Genomic DNA, 19,400 nt, shown 5'->3' on the forward strand with positions numbered 1-19,400 from the left:
GACTGCGATGAGCCAGCAGGCTGTGATTTCCTGATGAGGCGCGGCGATTACAAATCCGCAACAGAGGATTTTTCCTGACCGTTACGTCAGCGGCGTAGAATGCCCGGCCTTGCGCATCAACCCCTGTGGACGCTTTGCCTGTGAATTCCGTGACTGACCGCCCTGCTGCCGTTTCCCTCAACCGCCCTGCCCGGGTTCGCCTGGAGCTGAAAAATCTGCTCGGCCTGGCCCTGCCGATCATGATCGCGCAGCTGGCAACCACCGCCATGGGCTTCGTCGATGCGGTGATGGCCGGGCGCGTCGGGCCCAAGGATCTGGCGGCCGTGGCGCTGGGCAACTCGATCTGGGTGCCGGTGTTCCTGCTGATGACCGGCACGATGCTGGCCACCACGCCTAAAGTCGCCCAGCGCTTCGGCGCCGGCACCCACAGCGAGATCGGCCCGATCGTGCGGCAGGCCTTGTGGCTGGCACTGGTGGTGGGCTTGATGGCTACCACCCTGCTGTTCAGCGCCGAACCGATCCTGCACCTGATGAAGGTCGATCCGGAACTGATCGGCCCGTGCATGCAGTACCTGCACGGCATCGCCAGCGGTCTGCCGGCTGTGGCCTTCTACCATGTGCTGCGCTGCACCAGTGACGGCCTCGGTCGCACCCGGCCGGCGATGGTATTGGGCCTGTGCGGCCTGGCGCTGAACATTCCGCTGAACTACGTGTTCATTTATGGCCACTTCGGCGTGCCGGCCATGGGCGGCGTCGGTTGCGGCTGGGCCACGGCCATCGTGATGTGGGTAATGGCGCTGGGCCTGGCCGGTTATGAGCGCTGGGCCCCGGCCTACAAATCGAGCGAATTGTTCAGCCGTTTCGACTGGCCGCAATGGGCGGTGATCAAGCGTTTGCTGGCCATCGGTCTGCCGATCGGCGTCGCGGTGTTTGCAGAGTCGAGCATTTTCGCGGTGATCGCGCTGCTGATCGGCAGCCTAGGCGCCACCGTGGTGGCCGGGCACCAGATCGCGCTGAACGTCAGCTCGCTGGTGTTCATGATTCCGTATTCGCTGGGCATGGCCGTGACCGTGCGGGTCGGCCAGGCCCTGGGCCGTGAAGAACCCCGTGAAGCGCGATTCGCCGCGGGTGTCGGCATGGGCACCGCGCTGGCTTACGCCTGCCTGTCGGCGAGCATGATGCTGCTGATGCGCGAGCACATTGCGGCGATCTATACCTCTGACCCGATGGTGATTCACATCGCGGCGATGCTGATCGTGTACTCGGCGCTGTTCCAGTTTTCCGACGCGATTCAGGTTACTGCCGCCGGTGCGTTGCGCGGATATCAGGACACTCGCGTGACGATGATCCTGACCCTGTTCGCCTATTGGGGCATCGGCCTGCCGGTGGGTTACGCCCTCGGCCTGACCGACTGGCTCGGCGAACCACGCGGCCCGAGCGGCTTGTGGGAAGGCCTGATCGTGGGCCTCAGCTGTGCGGCGCTGATGCTTTCGATCCGCCTGACGCGCAGCGCACGCAAACGCATTCGCATCAGTCGCTCGATGGGCTGACCGGCCATAAAAAAAGACCTGCATTTGCAGGTCTTTTTTTGCCTTTCGATCAACCGGACTTCTTGCGGATCCAGTACAGATAGGTCCCGGCCTCTTCGTGCTGCCCCACCAGTTCATGGTCGAGAAACACGCAGAACTTGGGGATGTCGCGGCGGGTCGACGGGTCGGTGGCGATCACCTTGAGCAGGCCGCCGGGCACCAGGTCACGGATGTGCTGGTGCAGCATCATCACCGGCTCCGGGCAGTTGAGGCCCGTGGCGTCGAGGGTGCCGTCGACCGGCGTATTGATCATTTCACTCATGATTCACTCCTGAAACTGGCCGGCATTGTCGCCCAATGCCGGGTGTTCGGTCACCTGTCGCGCGCTCAGCGGGCTTTGGCTTTCTTCACGTCATGGCGGCGCAAATGGCAGGTCACTTCCTCGCGGTCGTGGTAAAGCTGTTTGCAACCGATGTCGACCTTGATCCCCCGGGCCTTGAACCCGTCGGCGATGCGTTCAAGCAAGCGCTTCACTTCGGCATAACGCTGCTTCATCGGCAATTTCAGGTTGACCACCGCTTCCCGGCAATGCCCCTCGCCGATCCACTCTTCGAGCATCGCAGCGTTGCGCGCCGGTTTCTCGACGATGTCGCAAACCATCCAGTCCACCGGCTGCTTGGGCTTGAAGGTGAAGCCGTCAGCCATCAGGTGCTGCACCAGACCGGTGTCCATCAGGCTTTCGGCCATCGGGCCGTTGTCGATAGCCGTTACCAGCATGCCGCGATTGACCAGTTGCCAGGTCCAGCCGCCCGGCGCCGCGCCGAGGTCGACGCCGGTCATGTCGCTGTGCAGACGATCTTCCCACTGGTCGCGGGGAATGAAGTGGTGCCAGGCCTCTTCCAGTTTCAGGGTCGAACGGCTCGGCGCCTCACGCGGGAACTTCAGACGCGGAATGCCCATCGGCCACATTGCCGAGTTACCGGCGTCGGCCAGACCGAGAAACACCTCACGGCCGCTCTTGAAGGTCAGCAGCAGACGCGGCTTGCTGGCGTCGTCCACCAGTTTGCCGGCGCCGGTCAGGGCCTTGCGCAGCGGGCCTTCGAACTTCTTGCAGAAGTTCGACAGTTCCTTGCCGTCGTTGGTGTCGACGACTTCCAGCCACAGGCTGCCACACACCGGGAATTCAGCCATGTGCGCGAGGATCACGCTGATGCGGTCGTTTTCCGGCAGATCGATGAAAAACCCGCGCGCCCATTGGCGCGGGAAGATCAGCTCGGCGAAACGCTGACCGCGCATCAGGCGCTCAGCGCCGTCTTCTTCGGTGCAGACAAACTCGGCGCAAGCGGTGGCCGGTTTGGCCTTGGCGTAGCCGGCCACATTCAATTGGGCGGCGAGGTCGGAAATCTCCGAGCAGACTTCGCCTTCGAAGCCTGGCCGGCAATGCATGAATAGGGTGTTCATTCTTACTCCTGGGCAGAGGGCGATCATTCATCCCCTGCGCGATGCCCAGACCTGCGCTGAAGCAAAGCCTGTCACGAAAACCGGCGCATGATAGCCCAAGTCGGAACCTTGGACTTGCCCATAGAGTCCAGTTATTAGCCAGCTACTGAAAACAGGGCTACGTTGATAGCTCTGCCCGTCCCCTCAGTCCGTAGCCGTGCGGACTCAAAGGAGTGATCGTAATGCCGTCCCTCGATAGTCTGAATTCACTGAAAACCCTGAAAGTCGATGACAAGACCTACCACTATTTCAGCCTGCCGGATGCCGCCAAGACCTTGGGCGATCTCGACAGGTTGCCGATGTCGCTAAAAGTCCTGCTGGAAAACCTGCTGCGCTGGGAAGATGAAAAAACCGTCACCGGCGCCGACCTCAAGGCGATCGCCGCGTGGCTCAAGGAGCGTCGCTCCGACCGCGAAATCCAGTACCGCCCTGCCCGCGTGCTGATGCAGGACTTCACCGGCGTACCGGCCGTGGTCGATCTGGCCGCGATGCGCGCCGCCATGGCCAAAGCCGGCGGTGATCCGCAGCGAATCAACCCGCTTTCTCCGGTGGATCTGGTGATCGACCACTCGGTGATGGTCGACAAATTCGCCAGCGCCAGCGCCTTCGAACAGAACGTCGACATCGAAATGCAGCGCAACGGCGAACGCTATGCCTTCCTGCGCTGGGGCCAGAGCGCCTTCGACAACTTCAGTGTGGTGCCGCCAGGTACCGGGATCTGCCACCAGGTCAACCTCGAATACCTCGGCCGCACCGTGTGGACCAAGGACGAAGACGGCCGCACCTATGCCTTCCCCGACACGCTGGTCGGCACCGACTCCCACACCACCATGATCAACGGTCTCGGCGTACTTGGCTGGGGCGTCGGCGGGATCGAGGCGGAAGCGGCGATGCTCGGGCAACCGGTGTCGATGCTGATTCCCGAAGTAATCGGCTTCAAACTCACCGGCAAGCTCAAGGAAGGGATTACCGCCACCGACCTGGTGCTGACCGTGACCCAGATGCTGCGCAAGAAAGGTGTGGTCGGCAAATTCGTCGAATTCTATGGCGACGGCCTCGCCGACTTGCCGCTGGCCGATCGCGCGACCATCGCCAACATGGCCCCGGAATATGGCGCGACCTGCGGCTTCTTCCCGGTGGATGACGTGACCTTGGACTACCTGCGCCTGTCCGGCCGTCCGCCGGAAGTGGTGAAACTGGTCGAGGCTTACACCAAGGCTCAGGGCCTGTGGCGCCTGCCCGGTCAGGAACCGGTGTTCACCGACAGCCTGGCGCTGGACATGGGCAGTGTCGAAGCCAGCCTCGCCGGGCCGAAACGCCCGCAGGACCGCGTCTCGCTGCCGAATGTCGGCCAAGCGTTCAGTGATTTCCTCGACTTGCAGTTCAAACCCACCAGCAAGGAAGAAGGACGCCTGGAGAGCGAGGGCGGCGGTGGCGTGGCCGTGGGCAATGCCGATCTGGTCGGCGAAACGGATTATGAGTACGACGGCCACACCTATCGCCTGAAAAACGGTGCGGTGGTGATTGCCGCGATCACCTCCTGTACCAACACTTCCAACCCGAGCGTGATGATGGCCGCCGGCCTGCTGGCGAAAAAAGCCGTGGAAAAAGGCCTGACCCGCAAGCCGTGGGTGAAGAGCTCGCTGGCTCCGGGTTCGAAAGTCGTCACCGATTACTACAAGGCCGCCGGATTGACGCAGTACCTTGATCAGCTCGGTTTTTCGCTGGTCGGATACGGCTGCACCACTTGCATCGGCAACTCCGGGCCGCTGCCTGAACCGATCGAAAAAGCCATCCAGAAAGCCGACCTGACCGTGGCTTCGGTGCTGTCCGGTAACCGCAACTTCGAGGGCCGGGTGCATCCGCTGGTGAAAACCAACTGGCTGGCCTCGCCACCGCTGGTCGTCGCTTACGCCCTGGCCGGCAGTGTGCGCACCGACATCAGCAGCGAACCGCTGGGTAACGACCAACAGGGTAACCCGGTGTACCTGCGCGACATCTGGCCGAGCAGCAAGGAAATCGCCGACGCGGTGAATCAAGTCAACACCGCGATGTTCCACAAGGAATACGCCGAAGTGTTTGCCGGTGACGAACAGTGGCAAGCCATCGAAGTGCCGCAAGCCGCGACTTACGTCTGGCAGAAGGATTCGACTTACATCCAGCATCCGCCGTTCTTCGATGACATTGCCGGGCCTTTGCCGGTGATCGCCGATGTAAAAGGTGCTCGAGTGCTGGCGCTATTGGGCGATTCGGTGACCACCGACCACATCTCCCCCGCCGGCAACATCAAGGCCGACAGCCCGGCCGGGCGTTACTTGCGTGAGCAAGGCGTGGAGCCAAGGGACTTCAATTCCTACGGTTCACGCCGGGGCAACCACGAAGTGATGATGCGCGGCACGTTTGCCAACATCCGTATCCGCAACGAAATGCTCGGCGGCGAGGAAGGCGGCAACACGATCTACATTCCGACCGGCGAGAAACTGGCGATCTACGACGCGGCCATGCGCTACCAGGCCTCGGGTACGCCGCTGGTGGTGATTGCCGGCCAAGAATACGGCACCGGTTCCAGCCGAGACTGGGCGGCGAAGGGCACCAATCTGCTGGGCGTGAAAGCGGTGATCGCCGAAAGCTTCGAGCGCATCCACCGTTCCAACCTGGTGGGCATGGGCGTGCTGCCGTTGCAGTTCAAGCTGGATCAGAATCGCAAGAGCCTGAACCTCACCGGCAAGGAAACCCTGGATATTCAGGGTCTGAGCGGCGTCGAGCTGACGCCACGTATGAACCTGACCCTGGTCATCACTCGTGAAGACGGGCGTCAGGAAAAGATCGAAGTGCTGTGCCGCATTGATACCTTGAATGAGGTGGAGTACTTCAAGTCAGGCGGGATCCTGCATTACGTGTTGCGCCAGTTGATCGCCTCGTAAACCTGCAGACGCAGAAACACCGCCGGATCGGCGGTGTTTCTGTTTGAACGTGACACTTTTCTGCAGGCGAAAAAAAACCCGCCGAAGCGGGTTTTTCCCAAGACCATTATCGACTCCCTGTCGGCAGCGATCCTTGCTAATGGTCGATCATCCGTGATCCTGAAACACTCCCTGTGCTTCAGTTGATGAGGCTAGATTACGCTCTGGATCCAATCGGCAATAGTCGAAAAAGCTACCAGCGCGTGTAAGACATTCGCCATAGCAGGCCTTCCGAAAACCCTTAGACATGTCAGGCATCAAGCGCAAAAGCCGCCAGTTGCGCGACTTTCAGCCACGGACTGAACAGGTCGAGATCAGCCACCTTCACGCTCGCGGGCCCGGTCGCTCTCCGTGAGGAAATGTTCGAGTCGGCTCAACTGCTCCTCCCAGCCCCGACTGTCCATGTAGTACGCCTCTTTCTGGCGCACGTTGGGGATGTGCGCAAAGCCTGATTCGGAGACCTTCAGCAGCGTGCCGTTCTCGTAGTCCTGCAGTTCGAATTTGACGAGCGTGGTCGGTTCCTGGGAGTAGTCGATTTTCGGGTTCACCGCGTACGGGTGCCAGCGGAAGGAGAACAGCTGCTGCGGCTCGACTCGCTCCACCAGCACGTTCCAGAGCACATGTTCATAACCGGGGTAAGTGACCTGCCCCTGCGTCCATTCGCCGGCGATAAACCGCCGGCCTTCCAGCGCAACGCCGAACCACTGGCCGAACGCCTCGGCATCGACCAGGGCGCGCCAGACATGAGAGCGCGGCGACCTGAGCATGATCTTGCGTTCAAAGCTGTTGGGTACTGGTTTCATACGTCACCTCCTGTTTTGAACAGTAGGCTTGTATGACCACATGTCCAATGCGAAGTTGTATCAATCCAGTGCAACGATCAGGTCTGATGGAAATATCCGGCAGTATTTTGGATCACCGGTTCGTCAGAATGCGCACGGATCAGCGCGGCGAAACTGCTAACGTTCCCAGCGAATTGAACGACACAAGGACGTCATCATGCAGCTCTCCCTCCCCGAACGTTATCGTGGCGCCCTGCTCGGCCTGGCGTGCGGCGATGCCGTGGGAACCACCGTCGAATTCCAGCCTCGCGGCAGCTTCCAGCCCCTGACCGACATGGTCGGCGGCGGGCCGTTTCACCTGAAGCCCGGTCAATGGACCGACGACACCTCGATGGCGTTGTGCCTGGCGGAAAGTCTGCTGAACAAAAACGGCTTCGATGCCGCTGATCAGATGGGCCGCTATCTGAACTGGTGGCAATGGGGTTATCTGAGTTCGACCGGCGAATGTTTCGATATCGGCATGACCGTGAGTCAGGCGCTGGATCGCTATCAACACACCGGAGAGCCGTTTGCCGGCGCCACCGATCCCTATAGCGCCGGGAACGGCTCGTTGATGCGCCTGGTCCCCGTTGTTCTGTTTTATTTCCCCGATGCCCGGAAAATCAGGCGATTCGCCGCCGACAGTTCACGCACCACACACGCGGCGCCCGAGGCCATCGAATGCTGCCAGCTGTTTGCCGAACTGCTCGGCAAGGCCCTGGAAGGTGCATCGAAAGCGGATCTGCGCACTCTGGCGCCAACAGTCTTCAGCCAACCCAAGGTGGCGGCGATCGCCCGGGGTCACTACCTGCACAAGACCGAGCGCGAAATTCGCGGCAGTGGCTACTGCATTGAATCTCTGGAAGCGGCGTTATGGTGCTTCCACCACACCGACAGTTTTGCCGCAGCCGTCCTGCGAGCGGCCAATCTGGGCGATGACGCAGACACCACGGCCGCCATCGTCGGCCAGTTGGCCGGCGCCCATTATGGTGTGCAGGGAATCCCGTCCGGGTGGCTGGAAAAGCTGCATGACGGAGAAGAAATCGCCGCGACTGCCGAGCGGTTGCTCAACGCATCCAGACATCGCACACCTTCTTAGCGCCACGAAGTCGCTAAACTGCCCGGCACGTTCATTCATCAAAGCGAGATGACTCATGTCCCCACGCCTGCTTCTGGCCCTGACGCCTTTTCTTTTCACTTCCGTTGCTCACGCTGCCGTGGACTGCGCCAATGCCAGCGATCAGGCGACGATGAATCAATGTGCCGCACAGGAAAACAAGGCGGCGGACAAGGAGTTGAACGCGGTTTATCAGCAGATTACCGCCCGGTTGAAGGACAACCCTGATGGCAAGAAACTGCTGGTGAGCGCGCAACGGGCGTGGATCGGCTTTCGTGATGCCGAGTGCAAGTTTTCGGCATCCGGGGTGGCAGGCGGGAGTGTTTATCCGTTGATCTACAACAACTGCATCGCCTCGGTGACAAAGACGCGAACCGAGGCGCTCAAGCAGTACTTGAAATGTGAGGAAGGGGACATGAGCTGCCCGGTGCCTGGGGCCTGATTTTCCAGAGTTTTTGAAGGCCTCATCGCTGGCAAGCCAGCTCCCACAGGTTTTGTGTCGATCACAAAAAACTGCAACTGCACAAATACCTGTGGGAGCTGGCTTGTCAGCGATGGCGACCTGTTGGATCACATGAATTTCAGATCTGCCACACCTCGCCATTCACGAAAAACGCCCGGGCGTTGTCTTCGAGACTTTCCAGGTGATAACCGCCTTCCTGCACGATCAGGCATGGCAGGCCCAGGCTGCGAACCCGCTCGCCCAGTGCTGCAAAACCTTCGCGGGTCACGGCGACCTTGCTTTGCGGGTCAAGCTCATAGATGTCGAAGCCCAGCGACAGCACCAGCACCTCGGCGCCGAACTCGCGCACCGCGTTCAATGCGACTTCCAGTTGTCCAAGGAAATCCGCCTCGCTTGAACCATGAGCCATCGGCAAGTTGAGGTTGAAGCCCTCCCCCGCGCCGCTGCCACGTTCGTCGGCGAACCCGGCGACGCCCGGATAGAAGTTGGTCGGATCACCATGCACCGAGACGTAGAGCACGTCATCGCGGTCGTAGAAAATCTCCTGAATGCCCTGGCCGTGGTGCATGTCGGTATCGAGCACCGCGACCTTTTCAAACTTGTCGCGCAGCACCTGCGCCGCCACCGCCGCGTTGTTCACGTAGCAGAAACCGCCCGCCGCTTCGGCACGGGCATGATGTCCCGGCGGACGGCACAGCGCGTAAGCGGCCGGCTCGCCATCGATCAGCGCCTGAGCCCCGGCCACTGCGCTTTGCGCCGACCAGTAGGCCGAGCGCCAGGTCTGCTCGCCGACCGGACAACTGCCGTCCGCCAGATACCGCGCCGCCTGAGCGAGGATGCCGCGCAAGGCGTTGGGCTCGCGAACGAAGATGTTCGACATCACCTCGTCCCCCCAGTCTTCCGGGATTTCTTTCCAGCGTGCGTGTGCTTCCTGAAGAAAGGTCAGATACGGTGCGCCATGCACCGCCAGCAACGGCGCGAGACCGGCATCGGCGGGCTGCTCGACACTGAAGCCCAGACTGTGGGCGGCCTGCACCAAACGTTGCGCACGCTCGGGCACTTCCTGCGGCGTGCGCATCTGCCCCCGCGAGTAGTAACTGCGTGGATGGTGGAGCAATTGTTCGGGGTGGAAAAAACTGCGCATGGTTCAGGCTCCCTGTTCGATTCGACCGGCGCGAGCCAGCACGGCGTTGAGCAATACATCGGTGCCCTGCTTCACATCTTCGGGCAACACGTCCTCGGCTTCGTTATGGCTCAAGCCGCCAACGCACGGAATGAACACCATCGCCGTCGGGCAATAGCGCGCGAGGTGAATCGCGTCATGCCCGGCGCCGCTGACAATCGACTGCTGAGCGTAGCCCAGCGCATCCACCGCCTCTTGCACGGCCGCCACACATTCGGTGTCGAACGGTGTGGCCGGGCTGATCCAGTGCGGGGTGATCGTCAGGTTCAGGCCTCGGCCATCGGCGATCCCCTTCAAGCGGGCGCGGACTTGTTGCTCCATGGCGGCGATGGCGTCGTCGCGGTGATGACGCAGATCGACGGTGAAATTCACCAGCCCCGGAATGGTGTTGCGCGAAGATTTGTTGATGCTCAACTCACCGACCGTGGTCAGGCCTTCGGGGGCAAAATCCGCGGCCAGACCTTCGATTGCCTGAATCATCCGCGCCACACCGTAGAGCGCGTCTTTGCGCAGCGGCATCGGCGTGGTGCCGGCGTGGGCGGCCATGCCTTCCACGCGCACATCGAGCCAGCGGATCGCCTGACCGCCCGTGACCACGCCGATGCTCTTGGCGTTGTCCTCAAGGATCGGGCCTTGCTCGATGTGCGCTTCAAAATACGCATCCACCGCCCCGCCCAACGGACGCTCACCGGTGTAACCGGTATGCTGCAATGCTTCTGCGACGCTGATGCCATCGACATCACGCACCGCCAGCGCGGCGTTCAGATCCATGATCCCGGTGAACACCGCCGAGCCAAACATGGCCGGGGTGAAGCGTGCGCCTTCTTCGTTGGTCCACACCGCAACTTCCAGCGGTTTGCGGGTCTGGATGTTCAGGTCGTTGAGGCAACGCACCACTTCCAGCCCGGCGAGCACACCGTAGACACCATCGAAACGCCCGCCCTCGGGCTGGGTGTCGAGGTGGCTGCCCATCATCACCGGTGCGGCGTCCGGATCGGTGCCGGCGCGACGGGCGAACAGGTTGCCGATGGCGTCCACGCTCAGGGTCATGCCGGCTTCGCGGCACCAGTGGGCGAACAGTTCGCGACCGGCCTTGTCTTCGTCGCTCAATGCCAGACGGCAGCTGCCGCCTCGGGCTGTCGCACCGACTTCGGCCATGGCCATCAGGCTCGCCCACAGGCGTTCGCCATTGATTTTCAACATGAGGTTCTCCTGAATTCCTGGGTCAGGCACGGGCCATTTCCGCGCGATGGGCGCTGGCGTGACGACGAGCGAGGGACAGCACGCAGACCAGCGAAATGCCGGCGATCAGGCTGTAGAACACCGCCATCGGCCACCACTGCCCAGTGAATTTGTGCGCGAGCATGGTGCCGATCAGCGGCGTCAGCCCACCGGCCACCGCGCCGCAAATCTGATAGGCCAGCGAGATCGCGGTGTAGCGCACGCGGGTCTCGAACATGCCGCTGACGTACCCGGCAATCACCGCGTAGAACGAGGCCATGCACACCACCGCCAGCGCGATGCCGAGGATGATCAGCGGCGCCTGGGCCGAGCTGACCAGTACGAACATCGGGTACGGCGAGGCCATCGCCAACAGCGATACCAGGCTCAGGAATCGCGTCGCGCCGATCTTCTCCGCCGCCCACGCGGCCAGCGGCTGAATGCAGAACTGGATGATCGCGACGAAGAACAGGCATTCGAGAATCAGCGAACGTGGCAGCGCCAGTTGCTGAGTGGTGTAGGCGATCATGAAGGTGTTGGTGAAATACACCCCTGCGATGCCCAGCGTGTTGGCACCGATGCACAGCAACAGCGGGCGCCACGCGGTGCGCAGGACTTCCATTACCGGCGCCTGTTCTTTCTTGATTTGCTTGCTGGCCTGCTCGCGGCTGGCGAGGAATTCCGGCGATTCGTTCACACCCAGACGAATCGCCAGGCCCACCAGCAGCAACAGCGCACTGGCGAGGAACGGCAGACGCCAGCCCCAGCTCATCAGGTCTTCTTCGGGCAAACGGGTTACGGCACTGAAGGCCAGCAGCGACAGAATCAAACCCGCAGGACTACCCAGTTGTGCGAATGACGCGAAGAAATTGCGCCGCCCCTTCGGCGCATGTTCGCCAGCCATCAACACCGCCCCGCCCCACTCGCCACCGACGGCGATGCCCTGGACGATGCGCAGCAGAATCAGCAGCACCGGCGCCGTCGCGCCGATCTGCGCGTAGGTCGGCAGCAGACCGATGCATACCGTGACCACACCCATCATGAGCAGCGTGATGATCAGGGATTTCTTGCGGCCGATGCGGTCGCCGATATGACCGAAAATGATCCCGCCCAACGGCCGGGCGAAGAAGCCCACGGCGAAGGTGCCGAACGCCGCCATGGTGCTGAACAGCGGATCGTCGGAGGGAAAGAACAGCGCACCGAACACCAGCGCGGCGGCGGTGGCGTAGATGTAAAAGTCGTACCACTCGATCATGGTGCCGATGAAGGCTGCGGCCGCCGCACGGCGCGGCTGGTTCGAAGCGTGGGGCTTCATGGGTCGGGCTCCTTTGATTGTTTTTTTGGCAGGAGGAAAACGTAAATCCAGGGCGCTCTGGCGGCGCCTGTCGTGGGGTGATTTATCGTTCCGGGGCTATGATTAGTCAATTTTCTATTTATTATTCCGAGTATTACCCGTCCTTATAATCGAGAAATCCCATGGCCGAACGCGACGTCCAGCGCCTGCTCAACGACCGCCTCGACTGGAACCTGCTGCGCACCTTCCGGGTGATCGGCCAGGAGCTGAGCATCAGCCGTGCCGCCGCGCGTCTGCACCTGACCCAACCGGCGGTGAGCCAGGCGCTCAAGCGTCTTGAGGAGCAATTGGGTCGCCAGTTGATCGCCCGGCGCGGCCCACGATTTGCCCTCACCGAAGTCGGCGAGCAGATCTTCGAACTGGCCGGCGAGATCTACGGGCAGATGTCCCAAGTCAGCAGCCTGCTGGAGCAACCGGCCGACGAGGTGATCGGCAAGGTGCGACTGCTGATCATCAGCCGGATCCTTTCCGAGCGCTTCGATGACTTCCTTGCTGACTTTCATCGGCAGTATCCAAGGGTGGATCTGGAGGTGGATGTGATGCGCAGTTCGGACATCGTCAGCGCGCTTCAGGAGAAAACCGCGACCCTCGGCCTGAGCCTCAATCGCCGCCCGCAACCGCGTCTGGAACAGCGTCTGTTTCTGCGTCAGCGCTATGCGTTTTTCTGTGGCAAGCACCACGCGCTGTTCGGTCGACAGGACATCGGCGAAGGCGATTTGCAGCGGGAGAATTTCGTCAGTTTCACCAGTGACCAGATTGGCGGGATGCTTTCGCCGCTGACGATTTTTCGCGATCAGCAAGGCTTCAGCGGACGTATCGTTGCCTCCTCGCCGAGCCTGGAAGAGGTGCGGCGACTGGTGATCGCCGGGTTCGGTATCGGTTGCCTGCCGGAGCACGTGGTAGCGGCGGACGTCGAGGCCGGATTGCTCTGGCGCCTGCCGCCCCACGGAGGGATTGCCGATGTCGACATTCATCTGTTGTGGAATCGCGAGCAGCGCATGAGCCGCGCCGAGACACTGTTCATCGAACGCTTGCAGGCCTGTCTGGCGGATCAGTAACCGAGCAGTCGATCCGCGCTGTTGAGCAAAGGCTCACCGGCATTCAGACGGCGGAAGTTCTCGGCGATCTGCTCGGCGATGCAATCGTGGGAGGCCGCCGAGGCCATGTGCGGGGTGATGGTCACGCCCGGGGTTTTCCACAACGGATGATCGGCGGGCAGCGGTTCCTGTTCGAAGACATCTAGCAATGCACCGCGCAGTTTTCCGCGGGCCAGCGCCTGCTGCAGATCGTCGATGTTCAGGTGCCCACCGCGACCGACGTTCACCAGTGCCGCGCCGTTGGCCAGACGTTCGAAAGTCTGCTGATTGAGGATGCCGCGAGTTTCGCGAGTCAGCGGCAACAGATTGATCAGCAACTCCACGCCGTCGAGAAACGCGTGGAAGGCACCGGTGCCGGCAAAGGTCTGCACACCCGGTAACTCCTTGCTGCTGCGCGCCCAGCCCCGCACCTGGTAACCGGCGCTGGCCAGGTCTAGCGCAATCGCGCTGCCGAGCGAGCCGAGGCCCATCACGCCGATCCGGAACTCATGGGCCGGGCGTTGCAGCGGTCGCTCCCAATGCTGTTGGCGCTGTTGCTCCAGCACCTGATCGAAGCCGCGATGAAAGTGAATCACCGCCCAGCGTACGTACTCAGTCATGCCTTGGCGATGGCCCGGATCGACCACCCGGCATACCGGTAGATCCGGGCACGAGGGATCGTGTTCCAGGTGATCAATACCGGCAGCAACCGAGTGAATCACTTGCAGATTGGGCAACGCGGCGAGGCTGTCCGGCAGCGGAAACCAGCACGCCGCGATTTGCGCATTCGCCGCCCGGGGATCGTCGGCCAGCACCGCTGAAAGCTGCGGTGCACGGCGGGCAAAGGCTTCCTGCAATTGTTTGAGCAACAGCGTGTCGCGGGACATCAGTGCAACGGTGTTCATGACAGATAGGACTCGCGCTGGGATTCGATCAGGGTCAGTGCGGCTTCCCAGGCCAGGTCGATGATGTTGTCCTGCTCATCGCGGTCGAACTGTTCGGCGGTGTGGGCGCAGACTTCCGGCGACGGGAAATGCAGCTCGCAACCGCCGGCCAGCGCCTGCACTTGGGCCTGGCAGGCACGCTCCAGAAAGTGGATTTCCTGGAACGCCTGGGCCACCCCGGAGCCACCGACCAGCAAACCGTGGTTGCGCAGGATCATCGCCCGATGCGGGCCGAGGTCGGCGATCAACCGCTCGCGCTCGTCCAGCGACAAGGCGATGCCTTCGTAGGTGTGGTAAGCGAGTTTTCCGTAGAACTTCAGCGCGTGCTGACTGATCGGCAGCAGGCCTTGTTTCTGTGCAGCGACGGCCATGCCGGCAGCGGTGTGGGTGTGAATCACGCAGTTCAGATCCGGCCGCGCCATGTGGATCGCCGAATGGATCACGAAACCGGCGGCGTTGACCCGATGCCCGGCGTATTCAGGGTCGACGATGCGCCCGTCCTGATCGATACGCACCAGATCCGAGGCGCGCATGCGGTCGAAGATCACGCCGTAGCGATTGATCAGGAAATGATGCTCTGGCCCCGGAATCCGCAGCGTGATGTGGGTGTCGATCAGGTCGGTCATGCGAAAGTGCGCGATCAGGCGGTACAAGGCCGCGAGCTCGCAACGGGCTTGCCATTCGATCGGGTCAATGTGGGCGGGCTTACTCACGAAAACACCTCTTTGTTGGTATGAAGGGTGACCGGGTTGGCCCGCAGACGTGCGAGGCCACAGACACCGATCAGAGACAGGGCCGACAGCAACGTGAAGAACACCGCCAATGGCAGCCACTGCCCGGAGAACTTGCTGGCCAGCAGCGTACCGATCAGCGGCGTGGTGCCGCCGGCCACTGCGCAGCTCAGTTGGTAAGCGATGGAGATGCCCGAATAGCGCAGATGCACCGGGAAGGCCTGGGTCATGTACCCGGCGATCACCGCGTACAGGGCCGAGAGAATCACCACCGCGACGGCGATGCCGAGGGTCATCAACAGAATGTTCTGAGTGCCGACCAGGAGGAACATCGGGTACGGCGTGACCATGCACAGCAACGCCACCAGCATCAGGAATCGGCCCTCGCCGATGCGCTCGGCGAGCAGCGCCGACAACGGTTGCGAGAGCAATTGAATGATCGTCACCAGGAACAGGCAGTCGAGAATGGTCGCCCTTGGGATGCCCTGATATTGGGTTACGTAGGTGATCATGAACGTGTTGGTGAAGAAGAACCCGGCCGAGCCGATGGTGACGGCGGCGGCCGCGAACAGGATCTGCCGCCAGCACTGACGGATTACGTCTTTCACCGGGTATTTGGCGGTTTCGTTGTTGTCCCTGGCCTTGGCGAACTCCGGCGATTCATGCACCCCGGAACGGATCATCAGACCGACCATCATCAGCACGCCGCTGGCAAGAAACGGCAGACGCCAGCCCCAGGCGAGGAAGTCTTCCGGCGACAGCGACGTCACCAGTCGAAACGCGATCAACGCCAGCAGCAAACCCGCCGGACTGCCGAGCTGGGCGAACGAAGCGTAGAAGGTTTTGCGTTTGGCCGGCGCGTGTTCGCTGGCCATCAACACCGCCCCGCCCCACTCGCCGCCGACGGAGATGCCCTGGATAAGGCGTAATACGATCAACCCGATCGGCGCCCAGATGCCGACGCTGGCGTAGCTCGGCAATAGACCAATACCAGCGGTGGCGAGGCCCATTAAAGCCATGGTTACCAGCAGCATTTTCTTGCGACCGAGGCGATCACCCAGATGTCCGAACACCATCCCGGCCATCGGGCGGGCGATGAAGCCGACGGCGAAACTACCGAACGCCGCGAGTGTGCTGGTCACCGGATCGCTGCTGGGAAAGAACACTTGCCCGAGCACCAGTGCCGCGGCGGTGGCGTAGATGTAGAAATCGTAGAATTCGATGGTCGTGCCAATGAAGGCAGCGGCCGCGGCGCGACGCGGCTGAGCGGTGGTGTGCATGCAAGAACCCTGTGTATTTATAGTTTTTGGCAGGTGTCGAAGCGGCTGAAGGTCGCGCTCTGTGGCGCTTGTGGGCTTTATCGCTTCCGTGACAGGATTAGTCAATTTTCAAAAACTTATCTTTACTATTAGCGTGACTACTATATGACCTCCTCCGCCAATCCCTGGATCGGCCGACGTTTTCTCAATGACCGGCTCGACTGGAACCTGTTGCGCACCTATCTGGTGATCGGTCAGGAAGGCAGCATGAGCCGTGCAGCTGCACGCTTGCACATCACCCAGTCGGCAGTCAGCCAGGCGTTGAAACGTCTCGAAGAACAACTGGATTGTGTGTTGATTGCGCGCAGCGGCCGGCGCTTTGATCTGACGGAAACCGGGGAGGAAGTCCTGCGGATTGCGGCGGATATCTACGGCGATATTTCCCGTCTGGGCACCGTGGTCGAGAATCGCCATGACGACGTGGTGGGCAAGATCCGTATCCTCACCGTCAGTGGCGTTCAGGCGCGGCATTACGATGAGTTTCTTGCGGATTTCCACGAAACTCACCCGAAAATCGAGCTGGAAGTCGAGGTGATGGGCAGCTCGAACATCATCAGCTCACTGCTGCAAAAGACTGCTACGGTCGGCGTCGGACTGTGTCGATTGCCCCAACCAAGGTTGGAGCAACGAGTACTGTTTCGTGAGCGCTATGCGTACTTTTGCGGACAGCGACATCGACTGTTCGGGCAGCAGAAGCTGACGCTGGAGCAACTGGCGGCGGAGAACTTTGTCAGCTTCACCAGTGATCAGCTCGGCGGCAATCTTTCGCCATTGACGCTGTTTCGTGACCAGCAGGGGTTTACCGGCAAGATCGTCGCATCCTCCACCAGTTTCGAAGAGATTTATCGCCTGATCTGTGCAGGGTTCGGGATTGGTTGCTTGCCGATTCACCTGGTGCGACGGGATGTCGAACAGGGTTTGCTGTGGCGCTTGCCGCCGGAGGATGGGGTGGTGGATTTCGATATTCAGCTGCTATGGAACCGCGAGCAGAAGATGACTCAGGCGGAAACGGTATTCCTCGACAGCTTCCAGCACATGCTCAGCTTGCGTGAGCCTGTGCTGTGAAGCTGGAGCGAGTTACACGTGAGGATCGCCCGGCGCTTTGGTCGGCGCCGCGTATTGCGGCTTGAGGTGACCGTCCTGGTCGAGTAGCCAGGCGTCCATGATCTGCCGCACCACCGGACCTGCAACTCGACCACCGGCCTCGCCGTTTTCGATCATGACCGAGATCGCGATTTTCGGATGTTCGGCGGGCGCAAAGCCAACGAACAAGGCGTTGTCACGGTGACGTTCGAGGGTTTTCTCGCGGTTGTAGCGCTCACCCTGCTTGATCGCCACCACTTGCGCCGTACCACTCTTGCCGGCGATGCGATATTGCGCACCGGCCGCTGCCGCACGAGCAATGCCTCGGGCATCGTGCATCACCATCTGCATGCCGTGGTTGACCTGCTCCCAGTCACGCGGATCCTTGAGCAGGATGTTCGGCATCGGGTGCTCGTCCACCGGTGCCACACCATCCACGGTCTTGGCCAGGTGCGGACGGTTCCAGACGCCCTTGTTGGCAATCAGTGCGGTGGCTTGAGCCAGTTGCAGCGGCGTGACTTGCATGTAGCCCTGACCGATGCCGAGGATCACGGTTTCGCCAGGGAACCAGGCCTGACGACGAGTTGCACGTTTCCAGGCCTGGGACGGCATCAGACCCGGTGACTCCTCGAACATGTCGAGCGAGACTTTCTCGCCGAGGCCGAACATCGCCATGTAGTCATGCAGGCGATCGATGCCGAGCTTGTGCGCCAGGTCGTAGAAGTAGGTGTCGTTGGACCGCATGATCGCTGCGTCCATGTCCACCCAGCCATCACCGCTGTGGTTCCAGTTGCGGTACTTGTGATCGAAATCCGGCAGTTGGTAATAGCCAGGATCGAAGACTCGGGTTTGTGGAGTGACGACTCCGGCGTCGAGGCCAGCGATGGCCACTTCCGGCTTGATCGTCGAACCGGGTGCATACAGGCCGCGCAAAACGCGGTTGAACAGCGGGCGGTCGATGGAATCGCGCAGCGCGGAATATTCCTTGGAGCTGATGCCGGTCACGAACAGATTGGGGTCGAAACTCGGATTGCTGACCATGGCCAGCACTTCGCCGGTCGATGGATCCAGCGCAACCACCGAGCCGCGGCGGTCGCCCAATGCAGCTTCGGCGGCCTCCTGGAGTTTGACGTCGAGACTTAGAACAATGTTTTTGCCTGGTATCGGATCGGTGTGTTTCAGAACCCGTAGTACGCGACCTTGTGCGTTGGTCTCTACTTCCTCGTATCCGACGTGGCCGTGCAGTTGTGGCTCGTAGAAGCGTTCTATACCCGTCTTGCCGATGGATTGGGTGCCACGGTATTCGACGGAGTCGAGGGTTTTGGATTCTTTTTCGTTGATACGGCCAACGTATCCGATCGAGTGTGCAAAGTGCGCACCCAACGGGTAGTTACGAACGAATTGTGGCTCGACATCCAGGCCCGGTAGACGGAACTCGTTAACTGCCAGCACGGCGATCTGTTCTTCGGTTAGCTCATAGAACAGCGTTACGGGTGTAAACGGATGACGCGACTGCTTCATGGCTTTGTCAAAGACTGCGCGGTCTTCGGCGGGCAGGTGCAGGAGGTTGATGACTTCATCCAGCTCTTGATTGACGTCAGTCGCCCGTTCGCGGGTGATGGTCAGGTTGTAGCTGGGACGATTGTCAGCCAGCAACACGCCGTTGCGATCGTAAATCAGGCCGCGTGTCGGCGGGATCGGCAGGACATGGACGCGATTGTTTTCGGAGATGGTCGAGTGGTAATCGAACTCGACGACTTGCAGGATGTACAGGCGCACCACCAGGGCACAACTGATGGCGAAGACGAACAAGGCACAGGCGATCAGGCGTTTGTTGACCAGCCGCGTTTCTTTTTCGTGGTCCTTGATAGGGATGGGTTCAGGCATTTCTGCAGCCACTCTTTGACAAAAAATGAGCGCCGATCCTTGGACGTGACATCAGTCCGTTAAAAAACGAGCTGCACCATACCAAAAACCGGGCGGTCATTTCAGAAGGATTTCCCCAATGGTTCCGGTCGAGACGGCTGGAGGTTTTTCCAGCACTTTCCTGCGGGCAAAACAAAACCCCAACTGCTTTCGCAATTGGGGTTTCGGAA

The 19,400-nt window shown here is 61.1% G+C and carries 17 protein-coding genes; 6 read left to right on the forward strand and 11 right to left on the reverse strand.

The window, feature by feature from the left end; genetic code table 11:
• Positions 1-140: 140 nt before the first annotated feature.
• Positions 141-1,550, forward strand: a complete 1,410-nt coding sequence (locus QLG12_RS14100; RefSeq protein WP_282474728.1) for an MATE family efflux transporter — start codon at positions 141-143, stop codon at positions 1,548-1,550.
• Between the two features lie 49 nt (positions 1,551-1,599).
• On the opposite strand, the gene tusA is transcribed toward QLG12_RS14100, so the two are convergent.
• Both tusA and rlmM read right to left on the reverse strand, forming a co-directional pair.
• The gene (tusA, locus tag QLG12_RS14105; protein WP_011335204.1) at positions 1,600-1,851 is read right to left on the reverse strand and encodes a sulfurtransferase TusA; all 252 of its coding nucleotides are present in this window, start codon (positions 1,849-1,851) and stop codon (positions 1,600-1,602) included.
• 65 nt (positions 1,852-1,916) lie between these two features.
• A complete protein-coding gene (gene rlmM, locus QLG12_RS14110; protein WP_085686846.1) occupies positions 1,917-2,990 on the reverse strand; it encodes a 23S rRNA (cytidine(2498)-2'-O)-methyltransferase RlmM in 1,074 nt (357 codons plus the stop codon).
• Between the two features lie 221 nt (positions 2,991-3,211).
• Between rlmM and acnA the strand changes: the two genes are divergently transcribed.
• A complete protein-coding gene (gene acnA, locus QLG12_RS14115; RefSeq protein ID WP_282474729.1) occupies positions 3,212-5,953 on the forward strand; it encodes an aconitate hydratase AcnA in 2,742 nt (913 codons plus the stop codon).
• Positions 5,954-6,306: 353 nt separating this feature from the next.
• On the opposite strand, the gene QLG12_RS14120 is transcribed toward acnA, so the two are convergent.
• Complete coding sequence (locus tag QLG12_RS14120; RefSeq protein WP_282474730.1) at positions 6,307-6,795, reverse strand: SRPBCC family protein; 489 nt, start codon at positions 6,793-6,795, stop codon at positions 6,307-6,309.
• 196 nt (positions 6,796-6,991) lie between these two features.
• Here QLG12_RS14120 and QLG12_RS14125 point away from each other — a divergent pair, with 196 nt between their 5' ends.
• Entirely contained in the window at positions 6,992-7,912 is a 921-nt protein-coding gene (locus QLG12_RS14125; RefSeq protein ID WP_197869934.1) for an ADP-ribosylglycohydrolase family protein, read from the forward strand.
• A gap of 55 nt (positions 7,913-7,967) precedes the next feature.
• Complete coding sequence (locus tag QLG12_RS14130; protein ID WP_064381126.1) at positions 7,968-8,372, forward strand: lysozyme inhibitor LprI family protein; 405 nt, start codon at positions 7,968-7,970, stop codon at positions 8,370-8,372.
• A gap of 139 nt (positions 8,373-8,511) precedes the next feature.
• Here the strand turns inward: QLG12_RS14130 and QLG12_RS14135 are convergent, their stop codons facing one another.
• From QLG12_RS14135 to QLG12_RS14145, 3 genes are read right to left on the reverse strand one after another with little or no spacing between them, the layout of a single operon-like run.
• On the reverse strand, positions 8,512-9,537 hold the full coding sequence (locus QLG12_RS14135) for a histone deacetylase family protein (RefSeq protein WP_197869933.1): 1,026 nt from the start codon (positions 9,535-9,537) through the stop codon (positions 8,512-8,514).
• Between the two features lie 3 nt (positions 9,538-9,540).
• Positions 9,541-10,779, reverse strand: a complete 1,239-nt coding sequence (locus QLG12_RS14140; RefSeq protein ID WP_197869932.1) for a Zn-dependent hydrolase — start codon at positions 10,777-10,779, stop codon at positions 9,541-9,543.
• Between the two features lie 22 nt (positions 10,780-10,801).
• Complete coding sequence (locus tag QLG12_RS14145; protein WP_282474731.1) at positions 10,802-12,112, reverse strand: MFS transporter; 1,311 nt, start codon at positions 12,110-12,112, stop codon at positions 10,802-10,804.
• A 161-nt stretch (positions 12,113-12,273) separates the two neighbouring features.
• Here QLG12_RS14145 and QLG12_RS14150 point away from each other — a divergent pair, with 161 nt between their 5' ends.
• A complete protein-coding gene (locus QLG12_RS14150; RefSeq protein ID WP_282474732.1) occupies positions 12,274-13,209 on the forward strand; it encodes a LysR family transcriptional regulator in 936 nt (311 codons plus the stop codon).
• Here the strand turns inward: QLG12_RS14150 and QLG12_RS14155 are convergent.
• The 3 genes from QLG12_RS14155 to QLG12_RS14165 are packed head-to-tail and all read right to left on the reverse strand — an operon-like array spanning position 13,203 to position 16,182.
• Positions 13,203-14,132 carry a glyoxylate/hydroxypyruvate reductase A gene (locus tag QLG12_RS14155; RefSeq protein WP_282474733.1) on the reverse strand — a complete coding sequence of 310 codons (930 nt, stop codon included), beginning with the start codon at positions 14,130-14,132 and terminating at the stop codon, positions 13,203-13,205. The genes QLG12_RS14150 and QLG12_RS14155 overlap by 7 nt on opposite strands.
• On the reverse strand, positions 14,129-14,884 hold the full coding sequence (locus tag QLG12_RS14160; protein WP_011335215.1) for a class II aldolase/adducin family protein: 756 nt from the start codon (positions 14,882-14,884) through the stop codon (positions 14,129-14,131). Before QLG12_RS14160 ends, QLG12_RS14155 begins: the two co-directional genes overlap by 4 nt.
• Positions 14,881-16,182 (reverse strand): MFS transporter, encoded by a 1,302-nt coding sequence (locus QLG12_RS14165; protein ID WP_197869928.1) that lies wholly within the window; start codon positions 16,180-16,182, stop codon positions 14,881-14,883. The genes QLG12_RS14160 and QLG12_RS14165 overlap by 4 nt, the downstream gene beginning before the upstream one ends.
• Before the next feature lie 144 nt (positions 16,183-16,326).
• Here QLG12_RS14165 and QLG12_RS14170 point away from each other — a divergent pair, with 144 nt between their 5' ends.
• On the forward strand, positions 16,327-17,286 hold the full coding sequence (locus QLG12_RS14170; protein ID WP_282474734.1) for a LysR family transcriptional regulator: 960 nt from the start codon (positions 16,327-16,329) through the stop codon (positions 17,284-17,286).
• A 12-nt stretch (positions 17,287-17,298) separates the two neighbouring features.
• Here the strand turns inward: QLG12_RS14170 and mrdA are convergent, their stop codons facing one another.
• On the reverse strand, positions 17,299-19,191 hold the full coding sequence (gene mrdA / locus QLG12_RS14175) for a penicillin-binding protein 2 (RefSeq protein WP_011335218.1): 1,893 nt from the start codon (positions 19,189-19,191) through the stop codon (positions 17,299-17,301).
• Positions 19,184-19,400: hypothetical protein (locus tag QLG12_RS14180; protein WP_282474735.1), on the reverse strand; the 217-nt coding region annotated here is incomplete at its 5' end. The genes QLG12_RS14180 and mrdA, both read right to left, overlap by 8 nt.

The sequence above is a fragment of the Pseudomonas sp. V88_4 genome (assembly GCF_029967985.1).
Lineage (GTDB): Bacteria > Pseudomonadota > Gammaproteobacteria > Pseudomonadales > Pseudomonadaceae > Aquipseudomonas > Aquipseudomonas glycinae.

Coding starts and splice junctions, on each gene's coding strand:
- tusA (WP_011335204.1), bottom strand. CDS start 1,851: ATGAGTGAAATGATCAATACGCCGGTCGACGGCACCCTCGACGCCACG.
- rlmM (WP_085686846.1), bottom strand. CDS start 2,990: ATGAACACCCTATTCATGCATTGCCGGCCAGGCTTCGAAGGCGAAGTC.
- acnA (WP_282474729.1), top strand. CDS start 3,212: ATGCCGTCCCTCGATAGTCTGAATTCACTGAAAACCCTGAAAGTCGAT.
- QLG12_RS14120 (WP_282474730.1), bottom strand. CDS start 6,795: ATGAAACCAGTACCCAACAGCTTTGAACGCAAGATCATGCTCAGGTCG.
- QLG12_RS14125 (WP_197869934.1), top strand. CDS start 6,992: ATGCAGCTCTCCCTCCCCGAACGTTATCGTGGCGCCCTGCTCGGCCTG.
- QLG12_RS14130 (WP_064381126.1), top strand. CDS start 7,968: ATGTCCCCACGCCTGCTTCTGGCCCTGACGCCTTTTCTTTTCACTTCC.
- QLG12_RS14135 (WP_197869933.1), bottom strand. CDS start 9,537: ATGCGCAGTTTTTTCCACCCCGAACAATTGCTCCACCATCCACGCAGT.
- QLG12_RS14140 (WP_197869932.1), bottom strand. CDS start 10,779: ATGTTGAAAATCAATGGCGAACGCCTGTGGGCGAGCCTGATGGCCATG.
- QLG12_RS14145 (WP_282474731.1), bottom strand. CDS start 12,112: ATGAAGCCCCACGCTTCGAACCAGCCGCGCCGTGCGGCGGCCGCAGCC.
- QLG12_RS14150 (WP_282474732.1), top strand. CDS start 12,274: ATGGCCGAACGCGACGTCCAGCGCCTGCTCAACGACCGCCTCGACTGG.
- QLG12_RS14155 (WP_282474733.1), bottom strand. CDS start 14,132: ATGAACACCGTTGCACTGATGTCCCGCGACACGCTGTTGCTCAAACAA.
- QLG12_RS14165 (WP_197869928.1), bottom strand. CDS start 16,182: ATGCACACCACCGCTCAGCCGCGTCGCGCCGCGGCCGCTGCCTTCATT.
- QLG12_RS14170 (WP_282474734.1), top strand. CDS start 16,327: ATGACCTCCTCCGCCAATCCCTGGATCGGCCGACGTTTTCTCAATGAC.
- mrdA (WP_011335218.1), bottom strand. CDS start 19,191: ATGCCTGAACCCATCCCTATCAAGGACCACGAAAAAGAAACGCGGCTG.